19 protein-coding genes and 1 riboswitch are annotated in these 21,208 nt (G+C 44.3%); of the genes, 4 read left to right on the top strand and 15 right to left on the bottom strand.

Annotation, left to right across the window (positions count from 1 at the left end):
* Window positions 1-313: 313 nt before the first annotated feature.
* The 9 genes from ADF75_RS09950 to ADF75_RS09910 all read right to left on the bottom strand — a co-directional run bounded on the left by ADF75_RS09950 (window position 314) and on the right by ADF75_RS09910 (window position 11,439).
* Window positions 314-1,981, bottom strand: a complete 1,668-nt coding sequence (locus ADF75_RS09950; RefSeq protein ID WP_048790011.1) for an alpha-glucosidase — start codon at window positions 1,979-1,981, stop codon at window positions 314-316.
* 66 nt (window positions 1,982-2,047) lie between these two features.
* Window positions 2,048-3,178 (bottom strand): ABC transporter ATP-binding protein, encoded by a 1,131-nt coding sequence (locus tag ADF75_RS09945; RefSeq protein WP_048790010.1) that lies wholly within the window; start codon window positions 3,176-3,178, stop codon window positions 2,048-2,050.
* Window positions 3,179-3,303: 125 nt separating this feature from the next.
* On the bottom strand, window positions 3,304-4,164 hold the full coding sequence (locus ADF75_RS09940; protein ID WP_048790009.1) for a helix-turn-helix domain-containing protein: 861 nt from the start codon (window positions 4,162-4,164) through the stop codon (window positions 3,304-3,306).
* Window positions 4,164-4,559: a Mini-ribonuclease 3 gene (locus ADF75_RS09935; RefSeq protein ID WP_048790008.1), complete on the bottom strand. Its 396-nt coding sequence runs from the start codon at window positions 4,557-4,559 to the stop codon at window positions 4,164-4,166. Before ADF75_RS09935 ends, ADF75_RS09940 begins: the two co-directional genes overlap by 1 nt.
* Window positions 4,552-5,895, bottom strand: coding sequence for a cysteine--tRNA ligase (gene cysS, locus ADF75_RS09930; protein WP_048790007.1), 1,344 nt, complete (start codon window positions 5,893-5,895; stop codon window positions 4,552-4,554). Before cysS ends, ADF75_RS09935 begins: the two co-directional genes overlap by 8 nt.
* A gap of 17 nt (window positions 5,896-5,912) precedes the next feature.
* The gene (locus ADF75_RS09925; RefSeq protein WP_000301981.1) at window positions 5,913-6,434 is read right to left on the bottom strand and encodes a dihydrofolate reductase family protein; all 522 of its coding nucleotides are present in this window, start codon (window positions 6,432-6,434) and stop codon (window positions 5,913-5,915) included.
* A 274-nt stretch (window positions 6,435-6,708) separates the two neighbouring features.
* Window positions 6,709-7,326 (bottom strand): serine O-acetyltransferase, encoded by a 618-nt coding sequence (cysE, locus tag ADF75_RS09920; RefSeq protein WP_048790006.1) that lies wholly within the window; start codon window positions 7,324-7,326, stop codon window positions 6,709-6,711.
* Window positions 7,327-7,350: 24 nt separating this feature from the next.
* A complete protein-coding gene (gene pnp, locus ADF75_RS09915; RefSeq protein WP_048790005.1) occupies window positions 7,351-9,579 on the bottom strand; it encodes a polyribonucleotide nucleotidyltransferase in 2,229 nt (742 codons plus the stop codon).
* A 363-nt stretch (window positions 9,580-9,942) separates the two neighbouring features.
* Window positions 9,943-11,439, bottom strand: a complete 1,497-nt coding sequence (locus ADF75_RS09910; protein ID WP_048790004.1) for a hypothetical protein — start codon at window positions 11,437-11,439, stop codon at window positions 9,943-9,945.
* 174 nt (window positions 11,440-11,613) lie between these two features.
* Between ADF75_RS09910 and pepF the strand changes: the two genes are divergently transcribed.
* Both pepF and ADF75_RS09900 read left to right on the top strand, forming a co-directional pair.
* Window positions 11,614-13,410: an oligoendopeptidase F gene (gene pepF, locus ADF75_RS09905; RefSeq protein WP_048790003.1), complete on the top strand. Its 1,797-nt coding sequence runs from the start codon at window positions 11,614-11,616 to the stop codon at window positions 13,408-13,410.
* Window positions 13,411-13,464: 54 nt separating this feature from the next.
* Entirely contained in the window at window positions 13,465-14,256 is a 792-nt protein-coding gene (locus tag ADF75_RS09900) for a DUF2785 domain-containing protein (protein WP_048790002.1), read from the top strand.
* Window positions 14,257-14,328: 72 nt separating this feature from the next.
* On the opposite strand, the gene trxA is transcribed toward ADF75_RS09900, so the two are convergent.
* The 4 genes from trxA to ADF75_RS09880 all read right to left on the bottom strand — a co-directional run bounded on the left by trxA (window position 14,329) and on the right by ADF75_RS09880 (window position 16,297).
* Window positions 14,329-14,643 (bottom strand): thioredoxin, encoded by a 315-nt coding sequence (trxA, locus tag ADF75_RS09895; protein ID WP_048790001.1) that lies wholly within the window; start codon window positions 14,641-14,643, stop codon window positions 14,329-14,331.
* 12 nt (window positions 14,644-14,655) lie between these two features.
* Entirely contained in the window at window positions 14,656-14,880 is a 225-nt protein-coding gene (locus ADF75_RS09890; protein WP_003010037.1) for a DUF4649 family protein, read from the bottom strand.
* Window positions 14,881-15,123: 243 nt separating this feature from the next.
* On the bottom strand, window positions 15,124-15,393 hold the full coding sequence (rpsO, locus tag ADF75_RS09885; protein ID WP_004193424.1) for a 30S ribosomal protein S15: 270 nt from the start codon (window positions 15,391-15,393) through the stop codon (window positions 15,124-15,126).
* Between the two features lie 172 nt (window positions 15,394-15,565).
* Entirely contained in the window at window positions 15,566-16,297 is a 732-nt protein-coding gene (locus ADF75_RS09880) for a pseudouridine synthase (protein WP_048790000.1), read from the bottom strand.
* A gap of 169 nt (window positions 16,298-16,466) precedes the next feature.
* Between ADF75_RS09880 and def the strand changes: the two genes are divergently transcribed.
* Complete coding sequence (gene def / locus ADF75_RS09875) at window positions 16,467-17,081, top strand: peptide deformylase (RefSeq protein WP_048688441.1); 615 nt, start codon at window positions 16,467-16,469, stop codon at window positions 17,079-17,081.
* 292 nt (window positions 17,082-17,373) lie between these two features.
* Here the strand turns inward: def and ADF75_RS09870 are convergent, their stop codons facing one another.
* On the bottom strand, window positions 17,374-18,225 hold the full coding sequence (locus ADF75_RS09870; RefSeq protein WP_048789999.1) for a mechanosensitive ion channel family protein: 852 nt from the start codon (window positions 18,223-18,225) through the stop codon (window positions 17,374-17,376).
* Window positions 18,226-18,373: 148 nt separating this feature from the next.
* Between ADF75_RS09870 and sstT the strand changes: the two genes are divergently transcribed.
* Complete coding sequence (gene sstT / locus ADF75_RS09865; protein ID WP_048789998.1) at window positions 18,374-19,591, top strand: serine/threonine transporter SstT; 1,218 nt, start codon at window positions 18,374-18,376, stop codon at window positions 19,589-19,591.
* A 29-nt stretch (window positions 19,592-19,620) separates the two neighbouring features.
* Here sstT and ADF75_RS09860 read toward each other — a convergent pair whose 3' ends face one another.
* Window positions 19,621-20,961, bottom strand: coding sequence for an alanine/glycine:cation symporter family protein (locus ADF75_RS09860; protein ID WP_048789997.1), 1,341 nt, complete (start codon window positions 20,959-20,961; stop codon window positions 19,621-19,623).
* Window positions 20,962-21,117: 156 nt separating this feature from the next.
* A riboswitch (glycine riboswitch) is annotated at window positions 21,118-21,208 on the bottom strand.

The raw sequence follows: 21,208 nt of genomic DNA, 5'->3' as shown, positions 1-21,208 counted from the left end.
CTTGGATGACATGAAAAGAACCTTCGCAGACGCGAAGGTTCTTTTTGGAGATAAAATATCTTTCAAAACTTTCCTTAGGTGAGTACGGACGTCAGCGAACTTCTTCGAAGTTCCATGACTTAGTTTTGGACCTAATGTTCCAAAACTCCCGAGTGCTTGAAACAAAAATGTTTCAAGCACTTTTCTCACGGCGGAAAGTTTCAGTTTATACTTGACTGATTCTAAAGTATAGAAAACTTTTATAATGTTCTCCAGAATATTTAGTGAAAATACTATTCTACATTAAATTCTAACACTGATACAAAGTTTCTCCTTATTCCACCAATTCCAACACAACCGTTTGGTAAGGGGTCAATTCTAATACTTGGTCTCCTTCTTGGAATAGTCCTGCAGTATTATTTAAAACGACCGTTTTAATCGGAGTTGGCAACTCCAAGGTGGCCTGGCGATTTTGGAAATTGCTGATCACCAAGAGACGCTTGTCCCCACGGCGTTCAAAGGCGATGATGTTCTCACGGTCTCGATAAGCTGGGATCATATCTCCAAACCGGATGGTATTTCCATAGAGGGGATGGCGATACAAGGCCGTCAACTGGCGGTAATAATTCAAGATGGAATTTGGATCCTTTTCCTGGTCTTCCACATTGATGGCAACATTTGGTTTGGGACTGATCAACCAGGCTGGCCCATCACTAAATCCCAAACCTGGCTCCGCTGACCACTGCATCGGTGTCCGCGCATTGTCTCGGCTATAGTTGGCAATCACTGCTAAGGCTTCTTCCTCACTCAAACCAGCTTCTTTAGCCACATGGTAGCCATTGATGGTCGCGATATCATCAAAGTCCTCCACTGATTCAAAGACTTGGTTCTCCATTCCAATTTCTTGACCTTGATAGATAAACGGAATTCCCTTGCGCAAAACCTGAATGGTTCCCAGGGCTTTTTTACTGGTATCGTTTACTGGACCTTCTGCAATATAGTGGGACACCCCACGAGGCTCGTCGTGATTCTCGATAATGGTCGAGAGCACCCCAATGCTATCCGCGCGCTCATGCGCTTGAAAAATACTTTCCTTGAGTTCATCTGCTGTTGGAAGACTATGGTCAAACCAGCCTTTTCCTTCTTGCCCCAGCATGGTTTGTTTGAAGTCAAAGATGGAAGAGAAGACGCCATCTTTTCCAATGAAGAAATGCAGTTCTTCATCGGTTTCATTGAACACTTCCCCTACCGTGAAGGCATTGTACTTGGCAAAAGTACGCTCTTTTAATTCTTGCAAGAAAGGTTCAATCGGTTGGGCATTGACCAGCGATTCCGGCACTGGGACCAGGCCATTGTCACGATCGGACGGAAGCGAACGCCATTCTAAATCCTTTTTGATATTGATAATAGCGTCAATCCGGAATCCCGCGATTCCCTTGTCCAACCACCAGTTGATCATCTTATAAATTTCTTCGCGCAAGACAGGATTTTGCCAATTGAGGTCTGGCTGATCCTTGTGGAAAGAATGGAGATAGTATTTGTTGGTGCCAGGAACCGGTTCCCAGACACTGCCTCCAAAGTAACTTTCCCAGTTGTTGGGTTCCTTGTCGCTTTCGATGAAGTAAAAGTAGTCTGCATAAGGGCCATCTGGATCCGCTAGAGCCTTTTGGAACCATTCGTGATGACTGGAGCAATGGTTGACCACCAAGTCCATAATGATGGAAATGCCTCGCTTCTTTCCTTCCGCGATCAGCTCTTCCATATCTTCCATGGTCCCAAAGAGAGGATCAATGGCATAATAGTCAGAAATATCATAACCCTGGTCAATAAACGGACTCTTGTAAACAGGAGATAGCCAGAGAATATCAATCCCTAAGTCTTGAAGGTAATCGAGTTTCTCTGTGATGCCTTTCAAGTCTCCAACACCATCTCCATTGCTATCCTTAAAGCTTTTTGGGTAGATCTGATAAGCGACCTTCCCCTTCCACCAGTCTTTTTCCATGTTTTGTCTCCTTAAAATGAAAGAGACCGAGACACATTGTCTCAGTCTCTATAGTGTCAGTACTGATTAGTATACTGTCTTTTCAGTTTCTTTGTCGAAGAAGTGAGCTTTGTTCAAGTCAAATCCAAGTTCGATGGTTTCACCAGTTCCAAGATAGTCACGCGCATCCACTTTCGCGATGAATTCGTTGTCACCAACTTGGCAGTACAAGTGTGATTCAGAACCAAGCAACTCAGATACAGAGATGGTTGCTTTCACGACTGATTCTGGGAAAGTTTCAAGGAAAGCAGCTTCTGTATTCACGTCTTCTGGACGGATACCAAAGATCAATTCTTTACCATCATAGCCTTTTTCTTTCAAGACTTTCAAAGCACCTTCTGGAACTTTCAAATTCAAGCCGTTAGTAACGATGTAGCCACCTTCCAACTTGACGTTAATGAAGTTCATGGCAGGGCTTCCGATGAATCCAGCTACGAATTTGTTAACAGGGTTCTTGTACACTTCTTGCGGAGAACCAATTTGTTCCACACGTCCAATTGTACCAGTACCAGCTGGGTTTTTAGTCGCAGACATGATAACGATACGGTCAGCAAGTGTCATCGCTTCTGTTTGGTCGTGAGTTACGTAGATGGTTGTAGCTCCGATACGGCGGTGGATTTTCGCGATTTCAGCACGCATGGATACACGAAGTTTCGCATCCAAGTTTGACAAAGGTTCGTCCATCAAGAACACTTTTGCATCACGGACAATGGCACGTCCCATAGCCACACGTTGACGTTGACCACCAGAAAGGTCAGCTGGTTTACGATCCAAGAATTCTTTCAAGCCAAGGATTTCAGCTGCTTCTTGTACACGTTTGTCGATATCTTCCTTGCTGTATTTACGCAATTTCAAACCAAATGCCATGTTATCGTACACAGTCATGTGTGGGTAAAGAGCGTAGTTTTGGAATACCATGGCGATGTCACGGTCTTTAGGTGCTACGTTATTTACAACAGTACCATCGATGGAACATTCACCTTCTGTGATATCTTCAAGACCAGCGATCATACGAAGAGTTGTTGATTTACCACATCCTGAAGGACCTACGAAAACGATAAACTCTTTGTCTTTGATGTCCAAGTTAAAGTCTTCAACTGAATAGTGTTCGCTGTTGGGATATTTTTTGTAAATATTTTTAAGATTTAATTCTACCATGATGGTACTCCTTTGATTTTTATAGTTCTATTGTAAATGAAAACGCTTTACAATGCTATGGCAGATCTCACAAAAAAGAAAAAGAGTTTTGTGCAAGTTGCACAAAACTCTGGATTTGATTCCGTTTAAATCACATCTTGTAAGACCAAATGATAGCACAGGGCTAGATCGGTCAGATTTTTCAACTGGAGACCCGTCAACTCCTCCCACTTGTCAATCTTGTATTGAAGGGAATTGCGATGGAGATAAAGTTGCTGGGCCGCCTTGGTTACAACTGCCCCGTTGTCCCAGAGGGCAACAATGATATCCTGCAACTGGTCTTGACTCCCAATCAACTGATGCAAGCGTTCTTTGATAGGATGGAGATCCAAATCTGCCTGCTCAATTCCCCATAGGTAGAGTTGAGAAAAGCGGTAAACACCTTGATGCCCTTCTCGGATCCAGGCTCGAAAGGCTGCCCGTTCTGCTCGGATGACCGGGGATACTTTCCCAGCTTTTGACTCGGTCCATACCTGCCCGACCATGATGGATAAGCGAATATTAAAATCATACTCCATGGCAGAGACGGTATCTTTTAAGATATCAGCCACAGTCAGCGACTGCTCTTGATCTAGAATGAGTACATAGTCCTGTCCACTCAGTTGCAAGACTGCCCGAAAGTTGGGCAAAAGCGTCTGCATCATCTCTAACCAGGAAGCCGTCCCTTCCGCTGTCGAGTGCGAGAGGTGGCAATAGACAAGTTGCATTTTTTTAATGACTTGAGGGGCTTCTCCCTTTCCATCAATCAAGTATTGGTACCAAGGGTTGGGGGCAAAATCTTCCTCACTGCCCAACCAGGCAATCAATTGTTTCTCTCGTTCGGTTAGCTCTTCTTCCTTCAGTAGCAACCATTGCTGGGCCTGCAGAGGAATGGCTACATAACCAGCTGGTGGATTGGGGTGTTCCGTCACCTCTGCCTGAGGGAACCACTCTCTGATATTTTTCACTATTTTGTTCCTTCTTCCACTTTTTGGATACACCAAGCTACCAATTCCTCTAAGCGGTTGATTTCATCCATCAGATGCAGGTAACCCATGACCGCTTCAAAACCCGTCGACATGCGATAGGTCACGACATCTGCATTTTTTGCCTTGGTATGGCTATTGGTATTGCGACCGCGCTTATAGATCTCGACTTCTTTCTCTGTCAAAAGCTCTTCTTCCAACATCATCGCAATCAGACTAGCCTGGGCCTTGGCAGAGACGTAGCGGGTTGCAGCTTGGTGAAGTTTATTAGGCTTGGTCATCCCTTGAAAAATCAGGTGCTTACGAATATACATGGAATAGACCGCATCTCCCTCAAAGGCCAGGGCGATTCCATTGATTAGATTGACATCAATCACGTGTCCACCTTACACCTTCTTTTGTATCCAAGAGCTTGATTCCTTGCGCAGCCAATTCATCGCGAATCGCATCTGCTCGCGCAAAATCTTTATTAGCCCGCGCTTCTTGACGTTCCGCGATCAAGGCTTCAATATCTGCATCCAAGACTTCCTCGACAAAGACCACTCCAAAGACTTCTAGCATCTTGGTCAAGGCATCCTTAACGTCTTGGTTGTAGTGACCTGAATTGATCCATTTGGTCAATTCAAAGACGACAGTAATTCCGTTCGCTGCATTGATATCTTCATCCATCGCCGCGATAAACTTGTCCACAAAGCCTTGCAAGTCTGCTGGATCCACTTCTCCTGTGAACGGTTGCTCATAGGTATTTTTCAAATACTTGAGGTTGGTCTCCGCATCGCGTACCGCTTTTTCTGTGAAGTTAATGGGCTTGCGGTAGTGCTGGGTCGCAAAGAAGAAGCGAAGGACTTGGCCGTCGATGGTCTTCAATGCATCATGCACAGTAATGAAGTTACCTAAGGACTTGGACATCTTGACATTGTCGATATTGACAAAGCCATTGTGCATCCAGTAGTTGGCAAAAGTTTTGCCTGTTTTGGCTTCAGACTGGGCAATTTCATTGGTATGGTGTGGAAACTCAAGGTCAGCTCCACCACCATGGATATCAATGGTATCGCCTAAAATCCCCGTTGACATGACTGAACACTCGATGTGCCAGCCAGGACGACCAGGTCCCCAAGGGCTGTCCCAAGAAACTTCACCCGGCTTCGCAGCTTTCCAAAGGGCAAAGTCGACTGGATTTTCCTTGCGAGCAGTTTCCTCATCTGTCCGACCAGAAGCGCCTAGCTCCAAGTCTTCTAGAGTTTTGTTGGCTAACTTAGCATAGTTGTGGGATTTTTCCACACGGAAATAAACATCCCCTTGGCTCTCGTAGGCATAGCCTTTTTCGATCAAATCAGCGACAAAGCGAATGATGTCGTCCATAAACTCGACCACACGAGGGTGGCGGGTTGCAGGTTTGACCCCGAGAGCCGTCACGTCTTCACGAAAAGCCGCAATGTACTTGTCTGCCACTTCCTGAGGACTAATGCCTTCTTCTTTAGCACGGTTGATAATCTTATCATCCACATCTGTAAAGTTGGAAATGTAGTTAACCTCGTAGCCACGATACTCAAAATAGCGACGAATCGTGTCAAAGGCTACCGTTGAACGGGCATTCCCAACGTGGATATAGTTGTAAACTGTTGGCCCACAAACATACATGCGGACCTTTCCTTCTTCGATTGGGACAAATTCTCGCAAATCACGAGACATGGTGTCATAAATTTTAATCATGCGGTCCACTCCCTTCTCTATTTCTGACTTTTTCGGCTGAAAACCAGCTCTGCAAAAGGGCCAAATTGTCTGAGGCTATCCAGTTGGTAAAAGCGCTGCCCTTCCTCTTGGGTAAAGAGGGGAACCCCCTTTCCTAGGATAAGGGGCGCTATCTGAATAATGAGGTGGTCGAAAAGATCCGCATCCAAGAGCGGTCCTACCAAGGAATTACCACCTATCACAAAGACATTTTTGCCTTTGTCAATCTGGCGAACAAAGTCCACCACATCCCCAGCTACTGGCTGGTAATTGCTGACAGGCAGGTGCCTATCATGCGTAAAGACATAGTTTTCCGTAGCTTGATAAAAACTTTCTACATCTTGCAAATCTTGGATTTCCTCAAAGGTCCGCTTGCCCATGATGGTGATATCCATTTGCCTGTAAAAGTCATCATAGCCTGTATCCTCTACAGAACCAAGCTGATGCAGCCAGTCTATCCTGTGCTGGCTGTCTGCCAAGTAGCCATCCATGGTGATACAGCCGTAAAAATAAACTGCCATTCTTGTAGTTACCTTTCTAGTTCCTTTGCTATTCAAAGTGATAGTGAAAAAAATCATGGCATCAGCTGTCCGCTCTTCATGGCGGGTATCCCAGGTTCGGTTATGATGATCTACATAGTCAGCTGTGTAGAAGAACTGATAGACTTTACTCTTGCGAAATTGACTCCAAGCCTTCTTTCAGTTCAAGGACTACCTGGTTCAAAATAGCATCTGGTAAATATGACAGGTTGGTTCCTCCTATCATATTTCACTTCGATAACTTTTCCAACCTTTTCTAAAGACTTGATGAATGGTGACTAGCTTCCTTGGCGTGCTCCATCTTATTCACGTAGTATTCGCGTTTTTCCTCTTCCTGGTGAATGATCGGCTCATCCTTCTTACCGTGAACACGAACAATTTTTGCAGGGACTCCGACAACAGTCACATCACTCGGTACATCCGAGACAACGACCGCCCCTGCTCCGACTTTGGCCTTGGCCCCAATCTCAATCGGACCGATGACCTGAGCATGAGCGGAGACCAACGCTCCCTCACGAACCGTTGGATGGCGCTTCCCTGTATCCTTTCCAGTTCCACCGAGCGTCACCCCGTGGTAGAGCATAACGCCTTTTTCAACAATAGCTGTTTCCCCAATAACAAGGCCCGCTCCATGGTCGATAAAGACACCCGAAGCAATGGTCGCACCTGGATGGATTTCGATCTGGGTCCAAAACCGCCAGAACTGACTGTGCATCCGAGCTAGAAGCTTAAAGCCATGATTCCACAAAAAGTGAGAAACACGGTGAGCAGCTAACGCTTTGACGCCTGGATAGGTCAAGAGGACCTCCAGCGAGGTACGTGCTGCTGGGTCATTTTCTTTTACAATATCAATGGTTTCACGCCACCATCCCATACCGTGCTCCTTTCTTTTAAATGCTTATTCATTCGTTGCTTCACCTGGATCTTTGGTAAAGTCTTTTCTAGGTTTATAATCTTTGTTGTGGTGACGAGGACGATCGCCATGACGATGACCCTTATCCCCTTTGTCTTCTGCATGTTCTGGTTTTGGAGGACGAGGCAAGAGGGCCTTCATAGAAGCATCGACACGACCTTTTTCGTCAATCTTGATAATCTTCACATCGACTTCATCACCGATGGCTACCAAGTCTTCGACACGGTTGGTACGAGTCCAAGCCATTTCAGAGATGTGAACGAGGGCATCCGTCTTGTCAAAGAGGTTGACAAAGGCACCGAATTTCTCGATACGCACAACTTTGGCATGGTAAACTTCGTCCACTTTTGCTTCACGAACCAAACCAGCAATGATTTCTTTAGCGCGGTTAATGGCAGCTTGGTCGCTAGAGTAGATAGACACGTTTCCTTCTTCGTCGATATCAATCTTAACGCCTGTTTCAGCGATAATCTTGTCGATTGTTTCTCCACCCTTACCGATGACAATCTTGATCTTGTCCACATCAATCTTGATAGTATCAATTTTCGGAGCAGTTGGAGCCAATTCTGGACGAACTTCTGGAATAGTAGCTTCGATGACATCAAGGATTTCAAAACGAGCTTTCTTGGCTTGGGCAAGAGCTTCAGTCAAGATTTCTGCAGTGATCCCTTGGATCTTGATATCCATTTGAAGGGCTGTAATCCCGTCACGAGTACCTGCAACCTTGAAGTCCATATCTCCAAAGTGGTCTTCCAAACCTTGGATATCTGTCAATACGGTGTAGTTGTTTCCATCTGAGATGAGACCCATGGCAATCCCTGCTACTGGCGCCTTGATTGGCACACCACCAGCCATAAGGGCAAGTGTTCCCGCACAGATAGACGCTTGAGATGAAGAACCATTTGATTCCAATACTTCTGCTACCAAACGGATCGCATATGGGAATTCTTCCAAGCTTGGCAATACTTGAGCAAGAGCACGCTCACCGAGAGCACCGTGACCAATTTCACGACGACCAGGTGCACCGTAACGTCCAGTTTCCCCTACAGAATATTGTGGGAAGTTGTAGTGGTGCATGAAGCGTTTCTTGTACTCAGGGTCTAAACCATCGATGATTTGCGTTTCACCCATTGGTGCCAAGGTCAAAACAGAAAGGGCTTGCGTTTGTCCACGCGTAAAGAGACCTGAACCGTGAACGCGAGGAAGGTAGTCCACTTGTGCATCCAACGGACGAATTTCATCGACCTTACGACCATCTGGACGAACCTTGTCTTCTGTAATCAAACGGCGCACTTCTGCGTGTTCCATTTGTTCCAAGATTTCAGCCACGTCCCGCATGATACGGTCAAATTCTTCGTGGTCTGCATATTTTTCTTCGTAAACTGCTGTGACTTGGTCTTTGACTGCTTGAGTTGCAGCTTCACGCGCCAATTTTTCTTCAACTTGAACAGCTTTTTGAAGGTCGCTGTTGTAGGCTGCAATGATTTCAGTTTGCAATTCAGCATCCACATGAAGCAATTCAACTTCTGCTTTTTCCTTCCCAACTGCCGCAACGATTTCTTCTTGGAAGGTAATCAATTCTTTGACAGCTTCGTGTCCTTTAAGAAGGGCTTCCAACATGATTTCTTCTGACAATTCTTTGGCACCAGACTCTACCATGTTGATAGCGTGCTTAGTACCAGCTACTGTCAATTCAAGAAGCGATTGCTCTGCTTGCTCTTGAGTAGGGTTGATGATGATTTGGCCATCAACATAACCTACTTGTACCCCAGCGATTGGTCCGTCAAATGGAATATCTGAGATAGAAAGTGCCAAGGATGAACCAAACATCGCTGCCATTGGGGCAGATGCATTTTCATCGTAAGAAAGGACTGTGTTGATGACTTGCACTTCATTACGGAAACCTTCCGCAAACATTGGACGGATTGGACGGTCAATCAAACGTGCTGTCAAGGTCGCATCTGTTGAAGGACGTCCTTCACGTTTCATAAATCCACCAGGAAATTTCCCAGCCGCATACATTTTTTCTTCGTAGTTGACTTGAAGTGGGAAGAAATCCCCAGTTGCCATCTTCTTAGACATAACGGCAGCAGTCAAGACAGTTGACTCACCATAACGCACGACAACAGAGCCATTGGCTTGCTTAGCAACCTGACCAGTCTCTACGATCAACTCACGACCCGCAAAAGTCGTTTGAAACACTTGTTTTGTCATTGTAATCCCCTTTGGATTGATAAAATTATACGACTTGCCTACAAAAATCAGGATACAAAGGGCGTGAAGAATCCCGTATGAAAATAGGAGATTGACGCAGTGTGCCACGCACACCAGGAAATCTATCTTTTTCACTAGGGATTTAGCCCGTGTTCAACTATCAAGATACTAAGGCCACCCAACTCAACGAGATCGGGATTTCAACAGCCTTTCTGTATGTTATATCCTCATCTTTGTATCCAAGCACGTATAACCTTTATTTTACCATATTCAAGCCCAAAAGAAAAAGGCTTTAAAAGCCTTTTTCGAGGAATATTTGATTTCCACTTATTTTAAAATTCTAGAGCTAGATATAGCTACCGTCTATTTTCCATTCCACACATTTTCTTTACTAACGACATAGAATCGCGTTTTGTGTTCTCCACCTGAATAGTCTTTCTTGCTCCGCTTCAACACATAGCGCTCAAAAGGTTGAGAAGAGGTCTTAACTCTAGTTGTTACTGTAACTGTATCATTCTCAACGACCCACTCATCTGCTGAAGGAATAACAACCTCTGGGCCAGCACCTCCACGTCCACCTGGAACGAATTCAAAAAACTTCTTATCTTTCGAAGAGTATATCCATCCTTGTTTTCTTTCTTTCGCAAGTTGAATTAATTGATCTGTAGTCATAGATTGAATGGATTCTGATGTTTCTTGAGCTTCCAATTTTTTAATGACATCTGCAAGTTGATAGGTACCTGGAGTATAAGTATTGAAATAATCTAAAAACATGCCTTCTGTATAAGAATAGATACCGCTATGATCATTTGATAAATCTAATATAAAGGTTGGTTTGACCAATCTAGAATACATTAAAGAATAGCCATTCTCTACTACCGAGTGGATATCCTCTTGATCTTCCGCACTCAATCCTTTAACAGTAGATGCATTTCCCCCTTCCACTCTCGTCGTAAACTCAAGCGCGATCCAGCCTTGGCCAGATTGGAGCTTGCCCCAGGTATATCCATCAGCTGTAACCGTCTCAGTTATCGTGTAAACACCTTGCGGGATCATCCCGACTTCTTCCCCCTTGATCGATGCTTCTTTACGAATTCGAAGATCTGAAACTGCTACACGGACTTGGTAACTATTTGTTTGCTGCTCTGAGGTACTTGCTTGGCTGATCGCCTTCTTCCCAGTCTCTAGTTCTTTCCATCCAAATTTTGCTTGATCCAATTCTTTTGCTGTAATCCCTAAGGCTTTTTCTGGCTTCTGACCGTCCCCATTTTTAATTTGGATCTTATTGACAGTCTCCAGCTTTCCTTTTTGGAACTTGTAATGGATCAAATCTACTTCTGGTTGAAGAGACGAAAAGCTAGCATAAATGACCGAGCCATCCTCAAAAATTTGAAAACTTGAACGAGAGCCACCAGAGGAAGCCACAAAAGCTGTATGCAACAATTCTGGTTGCTGGCCTTTCAGATAGTAGATTGCTGAGACTGTTTGGCCATTCCCAATCAAGAGTTCGTCCCGCCCATCCTTATCCAAATCTGTATAAAAATAGGAAAGGTTAGGTTTACTACCCAGAGTTTGAAGATATATGGCATAGACATACTCATCCGATTGAGGATCTATTTCTTTTAGTTTGGTCTCTAGACCTGCACTATCACCTGCTTCGATCGCCCTAGAGTAGGCCTGGTAACGCTCAAGCACTGTTTGATAGTACTCATGCCCAGACGATGCTTTTTTGGAATTTTTTCCATCTGTTACTTCACTTTGAGCTGTAGAGGGTTGCGTCCGAGGACGTCGCTTAGGCCCACATGCCACCAAGGTTAGCAAGGTCATCGCTACCAAGCTAACTTTATAGAATTTCTTCATCGTATACTCCCTAAAACTTTCTCCACTTTATTATACCAAAAGAAGGTAAAAAAGCTAGAAAATCCTTGGCTTCTTATTGGATCCAGCTAGCTTTGATAAGTTCTCCTTTCACCTATCATTCTCCCCTATTTTCTGCTATACTGAGTATAGTTATTTGATCAAAAGGAGAACACTATGGAATTAAAAAAACGTTCTGAATTTCCTGAGAACGAACTCTGGGACCTCACAGCCCTCTACCAAGATCAGGAAGACTTCTTGCGCGCCATTGAAAAAACACGCGAAGAAATCAATGAATTTGTCCGCAACTACAAGGGCAAGCTCCACACTTTTGAAGACTTTGAAGCTGCCTTTGCGGTCTTTGAACAAATTCAGATCCAACTCAGTCACATTGGCAACTACAGCTTTATGCCACAAACGACTGACTTTGGCGATGAAGCTTTTGCGGAAATTGCCCAAGCGGGGATGGATTTCGAAACTTGGGCGAGCGTCGAACTTTCCTTCTTTGATGATGCTTTGGTAGAAGCGGATGAAGAAGTCCTCGAACGCCTCGGGCAACTCCCTCACCTCACTTATGCCATTCGTCAGGCTAAAATTAAAAAAGCCCACTACTTGGGAGCTGATGTGGAAAAAACTTTGACCAACCTGGGTGAAGTCTTCTACGGACCACAAGACATCTATACCAAGATGCGGGCTGGCGACTTTGAAATGGCTGATTTTGAAGTGGATGGAAAAGTCTACAAGAATAGCTTTGTCACCTATGAAAACTTCTACCAAAACCATGAGAATGCGGAAGTCCGTGAAAAAGCCTTTCGTTCCTTCTCAGAAGGTCTCCGCAAGCACCAAAACACGGCTGCTGCTACCTATCTAGCTCAAGTTAAGTCCGAAAAACTGATCGCAGATATGCGAGGCTACGACTCTGTCTTTGACTATCTCTTGGCTGAGCAGGAAGTGGATCGTTCTATGTTTGACCGTCAGATTGACCTGATCATGAAGGATTTCGCTCCAGTCGCTCAAAAATTCCTCAAACACGTAGCCAAGGTCAATGGTCTTGAGAAAATGACCTTTGCCGATTGGAAGTTGGATTTGGACAGTGCGCTCAACCCAGATGTTACTATTGATGATGCCTATGACTTGGTCATGAAATCTGTGGCACCCCTTGGAGAAGAATATTCCCGTGAAATTGCTCGCTACCAAACCGAACGCTGGGTCGACTTTGCGGCCAATGAAGGCAAGGATTCCGGTGGTTATGCCGCTGACCCATACCGTGTCCACCCTTATGTCCTCATGAGCTGGACAGGACGCATGAGCGATGTCTACACCCTGATCCACGAGATCGGACACTCTGGTCAATTCATCTTCTCAGACAACAACCAAAGCTACTTCAACGCCCACATGTCGACCTACTATGTGGAAGCTCCTTCTACCTTTAACGAGCTCCTCCTCAGCGACTATTTGGAACACCAGTTTGACGACCCTCGTCAAAAACGCTTTGCCTTGGCTCACCGTTTGACAGATACATACTTCCACAACTTCATCACCCACTTGTTGGAAGCGGCTTTCCAACGCAAGGTCTACACCCTGATTGAAGAAGGTGGTACCTTCGGCGCTAGCAAGCTCAACAGCATCATGAAGGAAGTCCTAACCGAATTCTGGGGAGATGCCGTTGAAATCGATGATGACGCAGCGTTGACCTGGATGCGCCAAAGCCACTACTACATGGGGCTTTACAGCTACACCTACTCAGCTGGCTTAGTTATCTCAACAGCGGGATACTTGCATTTGAAGAACTCCGAAAACGGAGCCAAAGATTGGCTGGACCTTCTCAAATCAGGTGGTAGCAAGACACCACTGGAGTCAGCTATGATTATCGGAGCAGATATCTCGACTGACAAACCACTTCGCGATACCATTCAGTTCTTGTCTGATACGGTTGATCAGATTATTGCTTACAGTGCAGAATTGGGAGAATAAACTCCTCTACAGCTAACTCTAAAATAAGCTAGTAATAATGCAGAGGTGCTAGTGATGTATCAAGAATTACAAAGTAAAGTGACAGAAGAAAAACCAAGCTATCGTCTAGAAGAAATCCAGTGGTTGTTGGAACATTTAGGAGACCCTTCACCAGAAATTCGCGATAATCTTGTTTTTACAAGCTTGGCTAGAGGGATTCAAGAAGAACTCTTCACACAAGAACAGTTTCATTTCATTTCTGAGACGATTATATCCGATGAAGGAGTAGAAAAAGAGATTGACAAGATTGGACTATCGACACTTGATCGTTCTTTTAGAGCACTGATTTATGCCAATCTCTTGTCTGCAGATGCCAACCAACAATCGATTTTTTATCAGGGATTAAAAGCTGAAATCCGCAATGTAATTTTAAATCAGGGCTTGCACTATCTTTTAAAAGAAAAGGATACAACAGGTTTTTCTAGCCAGTATGGTTGGGTTCACGCTTTTGCGCATGGAGCTGATCTTTTGACAGAAGTAGTTTGTCATCCAGACCTTCCTAATAACAAAGTTCACGAAGGATTGAACATACTTGGACAAATCTTTAAAAGAATTTCAATTCGTTTTACCGATGATGAGGATTGGCGTTTAGCTAGAGTGCTCTATGAACCTATTTTGCAAGGGAAAATCGAGCAAGAACAAGTAGCTTCTTGGATAAAAACGCTTGACTTTCCAATAGAAGAAAGGGAAGATTTTTATAAATTTTCCAACCTTAAATCCTGTCTGTTAGAAGTCTATATTCAACTTGATCAGAGAGACTTTTTACAAGATGAGTTGAAAGAGGCCATTCAGTCTTTTCAATACTAACTGTTGCACTTATTCTTGCAATTTATCATATAAAAAAGCACTCCCATTTTATTAATGGGAGTGCTTATGCTTTTAACCCAACTCAGCCACAATAGCCTTGATTTGTTCTGCAGTGTGAACACCAGCAACTTGTTTAACCACTTGTCCATCTTTTTTGAAAAGAAGAGTAGGGATAGACATAATGCCGAAAGCACGCGCTGTATTTGGATTTTCGTCAACGTCCATTTTAACGATTTTTAAGACATCTTCTGAAAGTTCTTCAGACAATTTATCCAAGATTGGTCCTTGCATACGACATGGACCACACCAGGTCGCCCAGAAGTCTACCAAGATCAATCCTTCTTTCGTTTCTGCTTCAAATGTTGCGTCTGTAATTGCTTTTGCCATTGTTTTTCTCCTTTAGTTTTTGTATTGATCGAGGTCTTGCTTCATCAAATAGAAGAAGACATCTCCGTAAGTTCCATGGTAATCGAGTTCGTGCCCATTATAGGTCAATTTTTGTACAGGATAGTAATCCGCTACACCGATCAAGCAGGTCTGTTGGGAGCGTTCAAATTCTTCATAGGAATCAAAATGCATGACTCTTTCTTGTTTTGCACCATCTAGATATGTAATATCAATCATATCGATAACCTCTATTTCTTAAGATGTGTCTATTGTAACTCTGTTAATTACATCTGTCAAACAAAACGACTTACTCAGAATCATGAATCTTGTCCGAAAAAAGATAACAAAAAAGCCCTCTGAATTCAGAGGGCTCCATTCTTGCTGTATAAAACGTTTCTAGACAAGGCGACGAACCGAAGATTGTACTGACGGTACATCGAGGCGAAGTCAACGAAGTATAGAAACGTTTTAGACGCAAGATTAACGACGAAGTCCAAGAGAGTTGATCAACTCACGGTAACGGTTAACGTCGTTCTTACGAAGGTAAGCCAACAAGTTACGACGGCGACCGATTTTCTTCATCAAACCACGGTAAGTAGCGTGGTCTTTTTTGTGTTGTTTGATGTGGTCGTTCAAGTGGTTGATTTCCCAAGTAAGGACAGCAACTTGTACTTCTACTGAACCAGTGTCACCTTCGTGACGTGCGTATTGTGCAATGATTTCATTTTTTTTCTCTTTTGAGATTGCCATGATAAGCTCCTTTTCTTTATGCTCTATCCGAGTGGCAGGTTTGGCATAGCCCGCTACCAAGAAAGAGTTAGTTGTCTATTCGACCTATTCATTCTACCAAGATTTCATCTTTCTGTCAAACACTTCTGCTTTTTCCAACAGAGTTCTTCAAACCCAAGACTACAATGACTTCTCAATATAGGTTGACCCGAAAGTCAGTTAAGAGCTTTATTTCTTCTGCTGTCAATCTACGCCACTCCCCTAATTCGAGACTAGGATCCAAGCTCAATGGCCCCATGGAAATCCGCTCGAGATCGGTGACTTCCTTGCCACAAGCTGCGACCATGCGCTTGACCTGGTGGAATTTTCCTTCAGCGATGCGGATCTGAACCAAGCAACTATTAGCTTCTCGATCAACTTCCAACATTTCCAACTCCGCTGGCAGGGTGGTGAAATCCTTCAATTCTATTCCTTCTTTGAAGCGGACGACATCTTCCTGGGTCATGATGCCAGCTACTTGGGCACGGTAGACCTTGTCCACATGTTTCTTAGGCGATAGCATGGCATGAGCCAACTTACCATTATTGGTCAAGAGGAGTAAGCCATGGGTATCGATATCTAGCCGTCCGACAGGAAAGACTTCCTTGTGTCTGGCCGTGTCATCTAGCAAATCTAAGACTGTTTGATGGCGGTCATCTTCCGTTGCTGAAATGACCCCTTTGGGTTTATTGAGCAGATAGTAGACAAACTCTTCATGGAATAAACTTTCTCCCAGATAGGTAACTTGATCCTTATCTGGATCAATATGGACCTTGGCAGAGGTTTCTATCTTTCCATTGACCTGTATCTTTTTTTGCTTGAGGACTTGCTTGACTTCTGTCCGACTTCCCACTCCACAGTCCACTAAATATTTATCTAGACGCATGCTTGCCTCCTTCATTCTTCTTATCATTATACCATGAACCGGACTAGGTTTCTTTCCTTTTCTACTTTACAGTCCGTCTAGTTTGTTAGCCCCTCAAGCAATTGGGAAACTTTCATTCTAGAAGGAATTATGATATGATGGTTTCTAGAAAAAAGGAGTGAATGAGAACATGTCTGCAATCGAAACTATTACAAAAGCTGCCCATCTAATTGATATGAATGATATTATCCGCGAGGGCCACCCAACTTTACGTGCTATCGCTGAAGAGGTCACTTTCCCACTGTCAGATCAAGACATTATCCTAGGGGAAAAAATGATGCAGTTCTTGCACCATTCGCAGGATCCTGTCATGGCAGAAAAATTGGGTCTTCGAGGTGGAGTTGGACTAGCGGCCCCTCAGTTAGATATTTCTAAGCGCATCATTGCCGTTCTCGTCCCAAATCCAGAGGACGAAGAAGGAAATCCTCCAAAAGAAGCCTACTCCATCCAAGAAGTCATGTACAATCCTAAAATTGTCTCCCACTCAGTCCAAGATGCGGCTCTAGGAGATGGCGAAGGGTGTCTCTCTGTAGACCGCAATGTTCCTGGTTATGTAGTCCGCCACGCGCGCGTAACGGTAGACTACTATGACAAGACCGGAGAAAAGCACCGTATCAAACTCAAAGGCTACAACTCCATTGTGGTCCAACACGAAATCGACCACATCAATGGCGTTATGTTCTACGATCGGATCAATCCGAAAGATCCTTTCGCTGTCAAAGATGGCATGCTTATTTTAGAATAAGAAAAAAACATAGATCTTTTACAATGGAGACAAACTATTGTTTTACATAAAAACAGTTAGATGATTACCAAAAAATGACTTTTATTTTTTAGTTATTTAAGAAGATCAAAAACTTTCCGCTGTGAGAAAATGCCTGAAACATAATTGTTTCAGGCATTCAGAATTATTGAGACCTTAGGCTCAATAATTAGTCATGGAACTTYDWMRAAGTTCGCTGACGTCCGTACTCACCTAAGGAAAGTTTTTCAGAAGACTTTATCTTCAATCTGAAAGACCAATAGGTCTTTTTTTGTTAGGGTGTGACAGAGAAAGTGGTTGGAATCTCGATGCCATTTTGTAAGAGGGCATCATGATAGAGTTTGTAATAAAGATGGTAAATGGCCACTTGGCTTCCCGACTGGACCATCATGGCGACGCGGAAGGAATAGCGACCCGTTCCCTTTTCGATTTGAGGCCCTAAAATCGTCGGACCATCTAAGATTTCTGGGTGCTTTTGAGCTTGTTCATCATTGACCTGCTGGAAGATTTGATAGATCTTGTCTAAGTCAGTTTGAGCAGAAATCGGCATATCAATGAGGACGCGCTGGTTACCCCGAGAGAGATTGCTGACAACCATAATATTGCGATTGGGTACATAATGCAAGGTCCCATCTGCGTCTCGCACCTGAGTCGTCCGAATGCCCACACTAGAGACGGTTCCAGCGATGGTAATCGGACCATTGGTCAAACGAACGGTATCTCCGACGTCTATCTGACGTTCCAGAAGAATAAAGAACCCATTGACCAAGTCTGATAGGAAGCCCTGTGCTCCTAACCCAATGGCAACCCCTGCAATTCCAGCACCTGCTAAGAGACTAGAGACTGGCAAGCCCAAGATAGAAAGAATCCAGTAGATCAGGATAAAATAGAGGCAGTAATTTAACAAACTCTCTACCAGCCTTAAAATAGTATTCCTACGCGCTTCGTCTTGGCCTACATAATTCAGAGACGGCTTCAAGATGCGTTTCACCAAACTATGGATTAGTTTTTTTGCAAGAAAAAATAAAACGAATAAAATAGCTAACGAAATCAATTTCGAAACCAATTCATCCATGATCTTGGCCCAATCAAACTGACTGACATAGCGAGAAAAAATGTTTTTCATACCTTCTATCACTCTCCTTCTCTCTTTTCCTTGTTTGATTATATCAGATTTTAGCCTTTAGAACCAGCAACCTCATCCTATACTCACCTTGATTATCAAACTTATCTATCGTATAATGGACGGTAAACTTTCAATAAAGGAGGTCCTCATGGTTAAACGACTCATTCAAACTTGGAATAAAACCAACCTGATGAAGCGGATTGCAATCGGAATCTTCGTTGGAGCCCTTTTAGCTCTGCTACTTCCTAAAGCATCTGCAATTGGTCTATTAGGGGAAATCTTTGTAGGAGGCTTGCGAGCTATTGCTCCTCTTCTAGTCTTCGCCCTTGTCGCTAACGCCCTCTCCCAGCACCAAAAGGGAACTCAAACCAATATGAAATCAGTCATTGTCCTCTACCTCCTGGGAACTTTTGCGGCAGCCTTGGTAGCGGTCCTGGTGAACTATCTCTTTCCTATTACCATTTCTTTAACAGGAACTAGTGCTGAAGGAACTTCTCCCGATGGACTAGGGGAAGTCATCAGCAACCTTCTCTTAAAAATCGTGGACAACCCGCTCAATGCCCTTATTCAGGCTAATTATATCGGGATTCTATCCTGGGCCGTCGTCTTTGGTGTTGCTATGAGAGAAGCGAGTGAGCACAGCAAGGACCTCCTTCAAACCCTGGCAGATATAACTTCCAAGATTGTCGAATGGATCATTAACCTTGCGCCATTTGGGATTCTTGGCTTGGTCTATACAACGATTGCAGGACAAGGATTTGATGGACTTAAAAGCTATGGCCTCCTCTTACTTCTCTTGGTTGGCACCATGTTCTTCGTCGCTCTAGTCATCAACCCGATTTTTGTCTACATCATGATTCGCAAAAATCCTTATCCGCTCGTCTTCAAATGTCTACGAGTCAGTGGACTGACCGCCTTCTTTACTAGAAGCTCTGCTGCTAACATCCCTGTCAATATGAAGCTATGTAAGGAACTGGGTCTCAATCCTGATACTTACTCGGTCTCTATCCCTCTAGGATCTACTATTAATATGGCCGGAGCTGCCGTTACCATTAATACCTTGACCCTTGCTGCTGTCAACACCTTAGGCATTCAGGTCGATTTTGGGACTGCCCTGGTCCTCAGTGTCGTAGCAGCTGTTTCAGCCGGTGGGGCTTCTGGAGTAGCCGGTGGCTCCCTCCTCTTGATTCCTGTCGCTTGCAGCCTCTTTGGTATCGACAATGATATCGCTATGCAAGTGGTTAGTGTAGGCTTCATTATCGGTGTTATCCAAGATTCTTGTGAAACAGCCCTCAACTCATCAACAGACGTCCTCTTTACAGCCATTTCTGAAATGAAAGATTGGCCCAAAGAAAAACGCTATTAAGACAGAAAGACCAGATCACACGATCTGGTCTATTTCTTTTTCTTAAAATATCGTTTGCTTTCCTTTAGAACAATAGGCGATAAGGCTAACAAGGCGATGAGATTCGGCAAGGCCATCAGTCCATTCACAATATCAGCAATGATCCAGACCAACTCCAACTGAAGAAAGCCTCCTACTCCCACCATCAGGATAAACAGAAGACGGTAATAGGGAATGAGTTTGACACCCGCCAAAAATTCGACACAGCGTTCACCATAATAAGACCAACCCAAAATGGTCGTCGTCGCAAACAAGACCAAACAAAGAGTCAGAATGATCCCACCGATGTGGCCAAAGGTCGAGATAAAGACCTGTTGGGTCAAATCACTCCCAACTTGCCCCACTGTTGTCCACTGGCCAGATACTAAAATAGCTAGACCAGTTAGGCTACAAATAATTATGGTATCGATGAAGGTCCCGGTCATAGAAATCAAACCTTGCTCTACTGGCTCTTCCGTCTTCGCCGCAGCTGCTGCAATCGGTGCCGATCCCAGTCCTGACTCATTGGAGAACACTCCACGCGCCACCCCTTTTTGAATCGCCTCTTTCACCAAGGCTCCAGAAAAACCACCTATAGCCGCGGTTCCTGTAAAAGCACCTTGGAAAACTTGAGATAGAACGGTCGGCACTTGGTCCAGATTCAAGACAATAATGTAAACTGTCGCGAAGATATAAGCTGCAGCCATAAAAGGAACCACCTTTTCGGAAACCTTGGAAATCCAATGAATTCCCCCAAATATAACAGCCGAAACGATTCCTGCAATGACCAGACTAGCGACTTGAGGGGAAAGTTGAAAACTAGTCTTCAAAGCGCCCGTAATGGCATTCACCTGGGTCATGGTTCCAATCCCAAAGAGAGCCACCAAGACACCTGCCAGGGCAAAGAAGATGGCAAGGGGACGCCATTTCTCTCCCATCCCATGGAGAATATAGTACATGGGCCCTCCTGAAATATGACCATTGTCATCCTTGGTCCGGTAGCGAATGGCCAACAAACCTTCTGCATACTTGGTCGCCATCCCAAAGAAGGCCGCCATCCACATCCAAAAGAGGGCACCTGGACCTCCTGTCTGAATAGCTGTCGCTACTCCGACAATATTTCCTGTCCCAACTGTCGCCGCCAAGGCTGTTGCCAAGGCTCCGAAGCTAGAGATATCCCCTTCTCCTTGATCTTCTGTAAAAATGAGCCGAAAGGCTTGGGGTAAACGAAAAACTTGAAGCAAGCCCAAGCGGAAGCTCAGATAAATCCCAGTCCCCACCAAGAGGATCAAAAGGGGAGCCCCCCAGACCACATTATCTACTTGTTTAAAAAATGCCAGCCAATTTGTCATCCTTATCTATTTCTCCTTTTATCATTTGTCTAGCTTTAGAAAGGGATAGCCATCCACTTCCTCCACATCATCTATCCAATCATCCAAGGAGAAAAAGAAAGAGCACATGTCAAAACATGTACTCTGGTGCTCCAAATAAAAACCAAAAAGGCTTCTATCTTTTGCTCTGTCCTTTTACCTGAGAGTTTGAGTAGAATGCTCTACCTTGCCCCTTCGGTGCCTTTACGGTCTCTCCAGAGTTCCGTCC

Source organism: Streptococcus sp. 1171_SSPC (genome assembly GCF_001069335.1).
Lineage (GTDB): Bacteria > Bacillota > Bacilli > Lactobacillales > Streptococcaceae > Streptococcus > Streptococcus xiaochunlingii.
The sequence above is the reverse complement of the archived record's forward strand: the minus strand, read 5'-3'. Positions and strand labels throughout refer to the sequence as shown.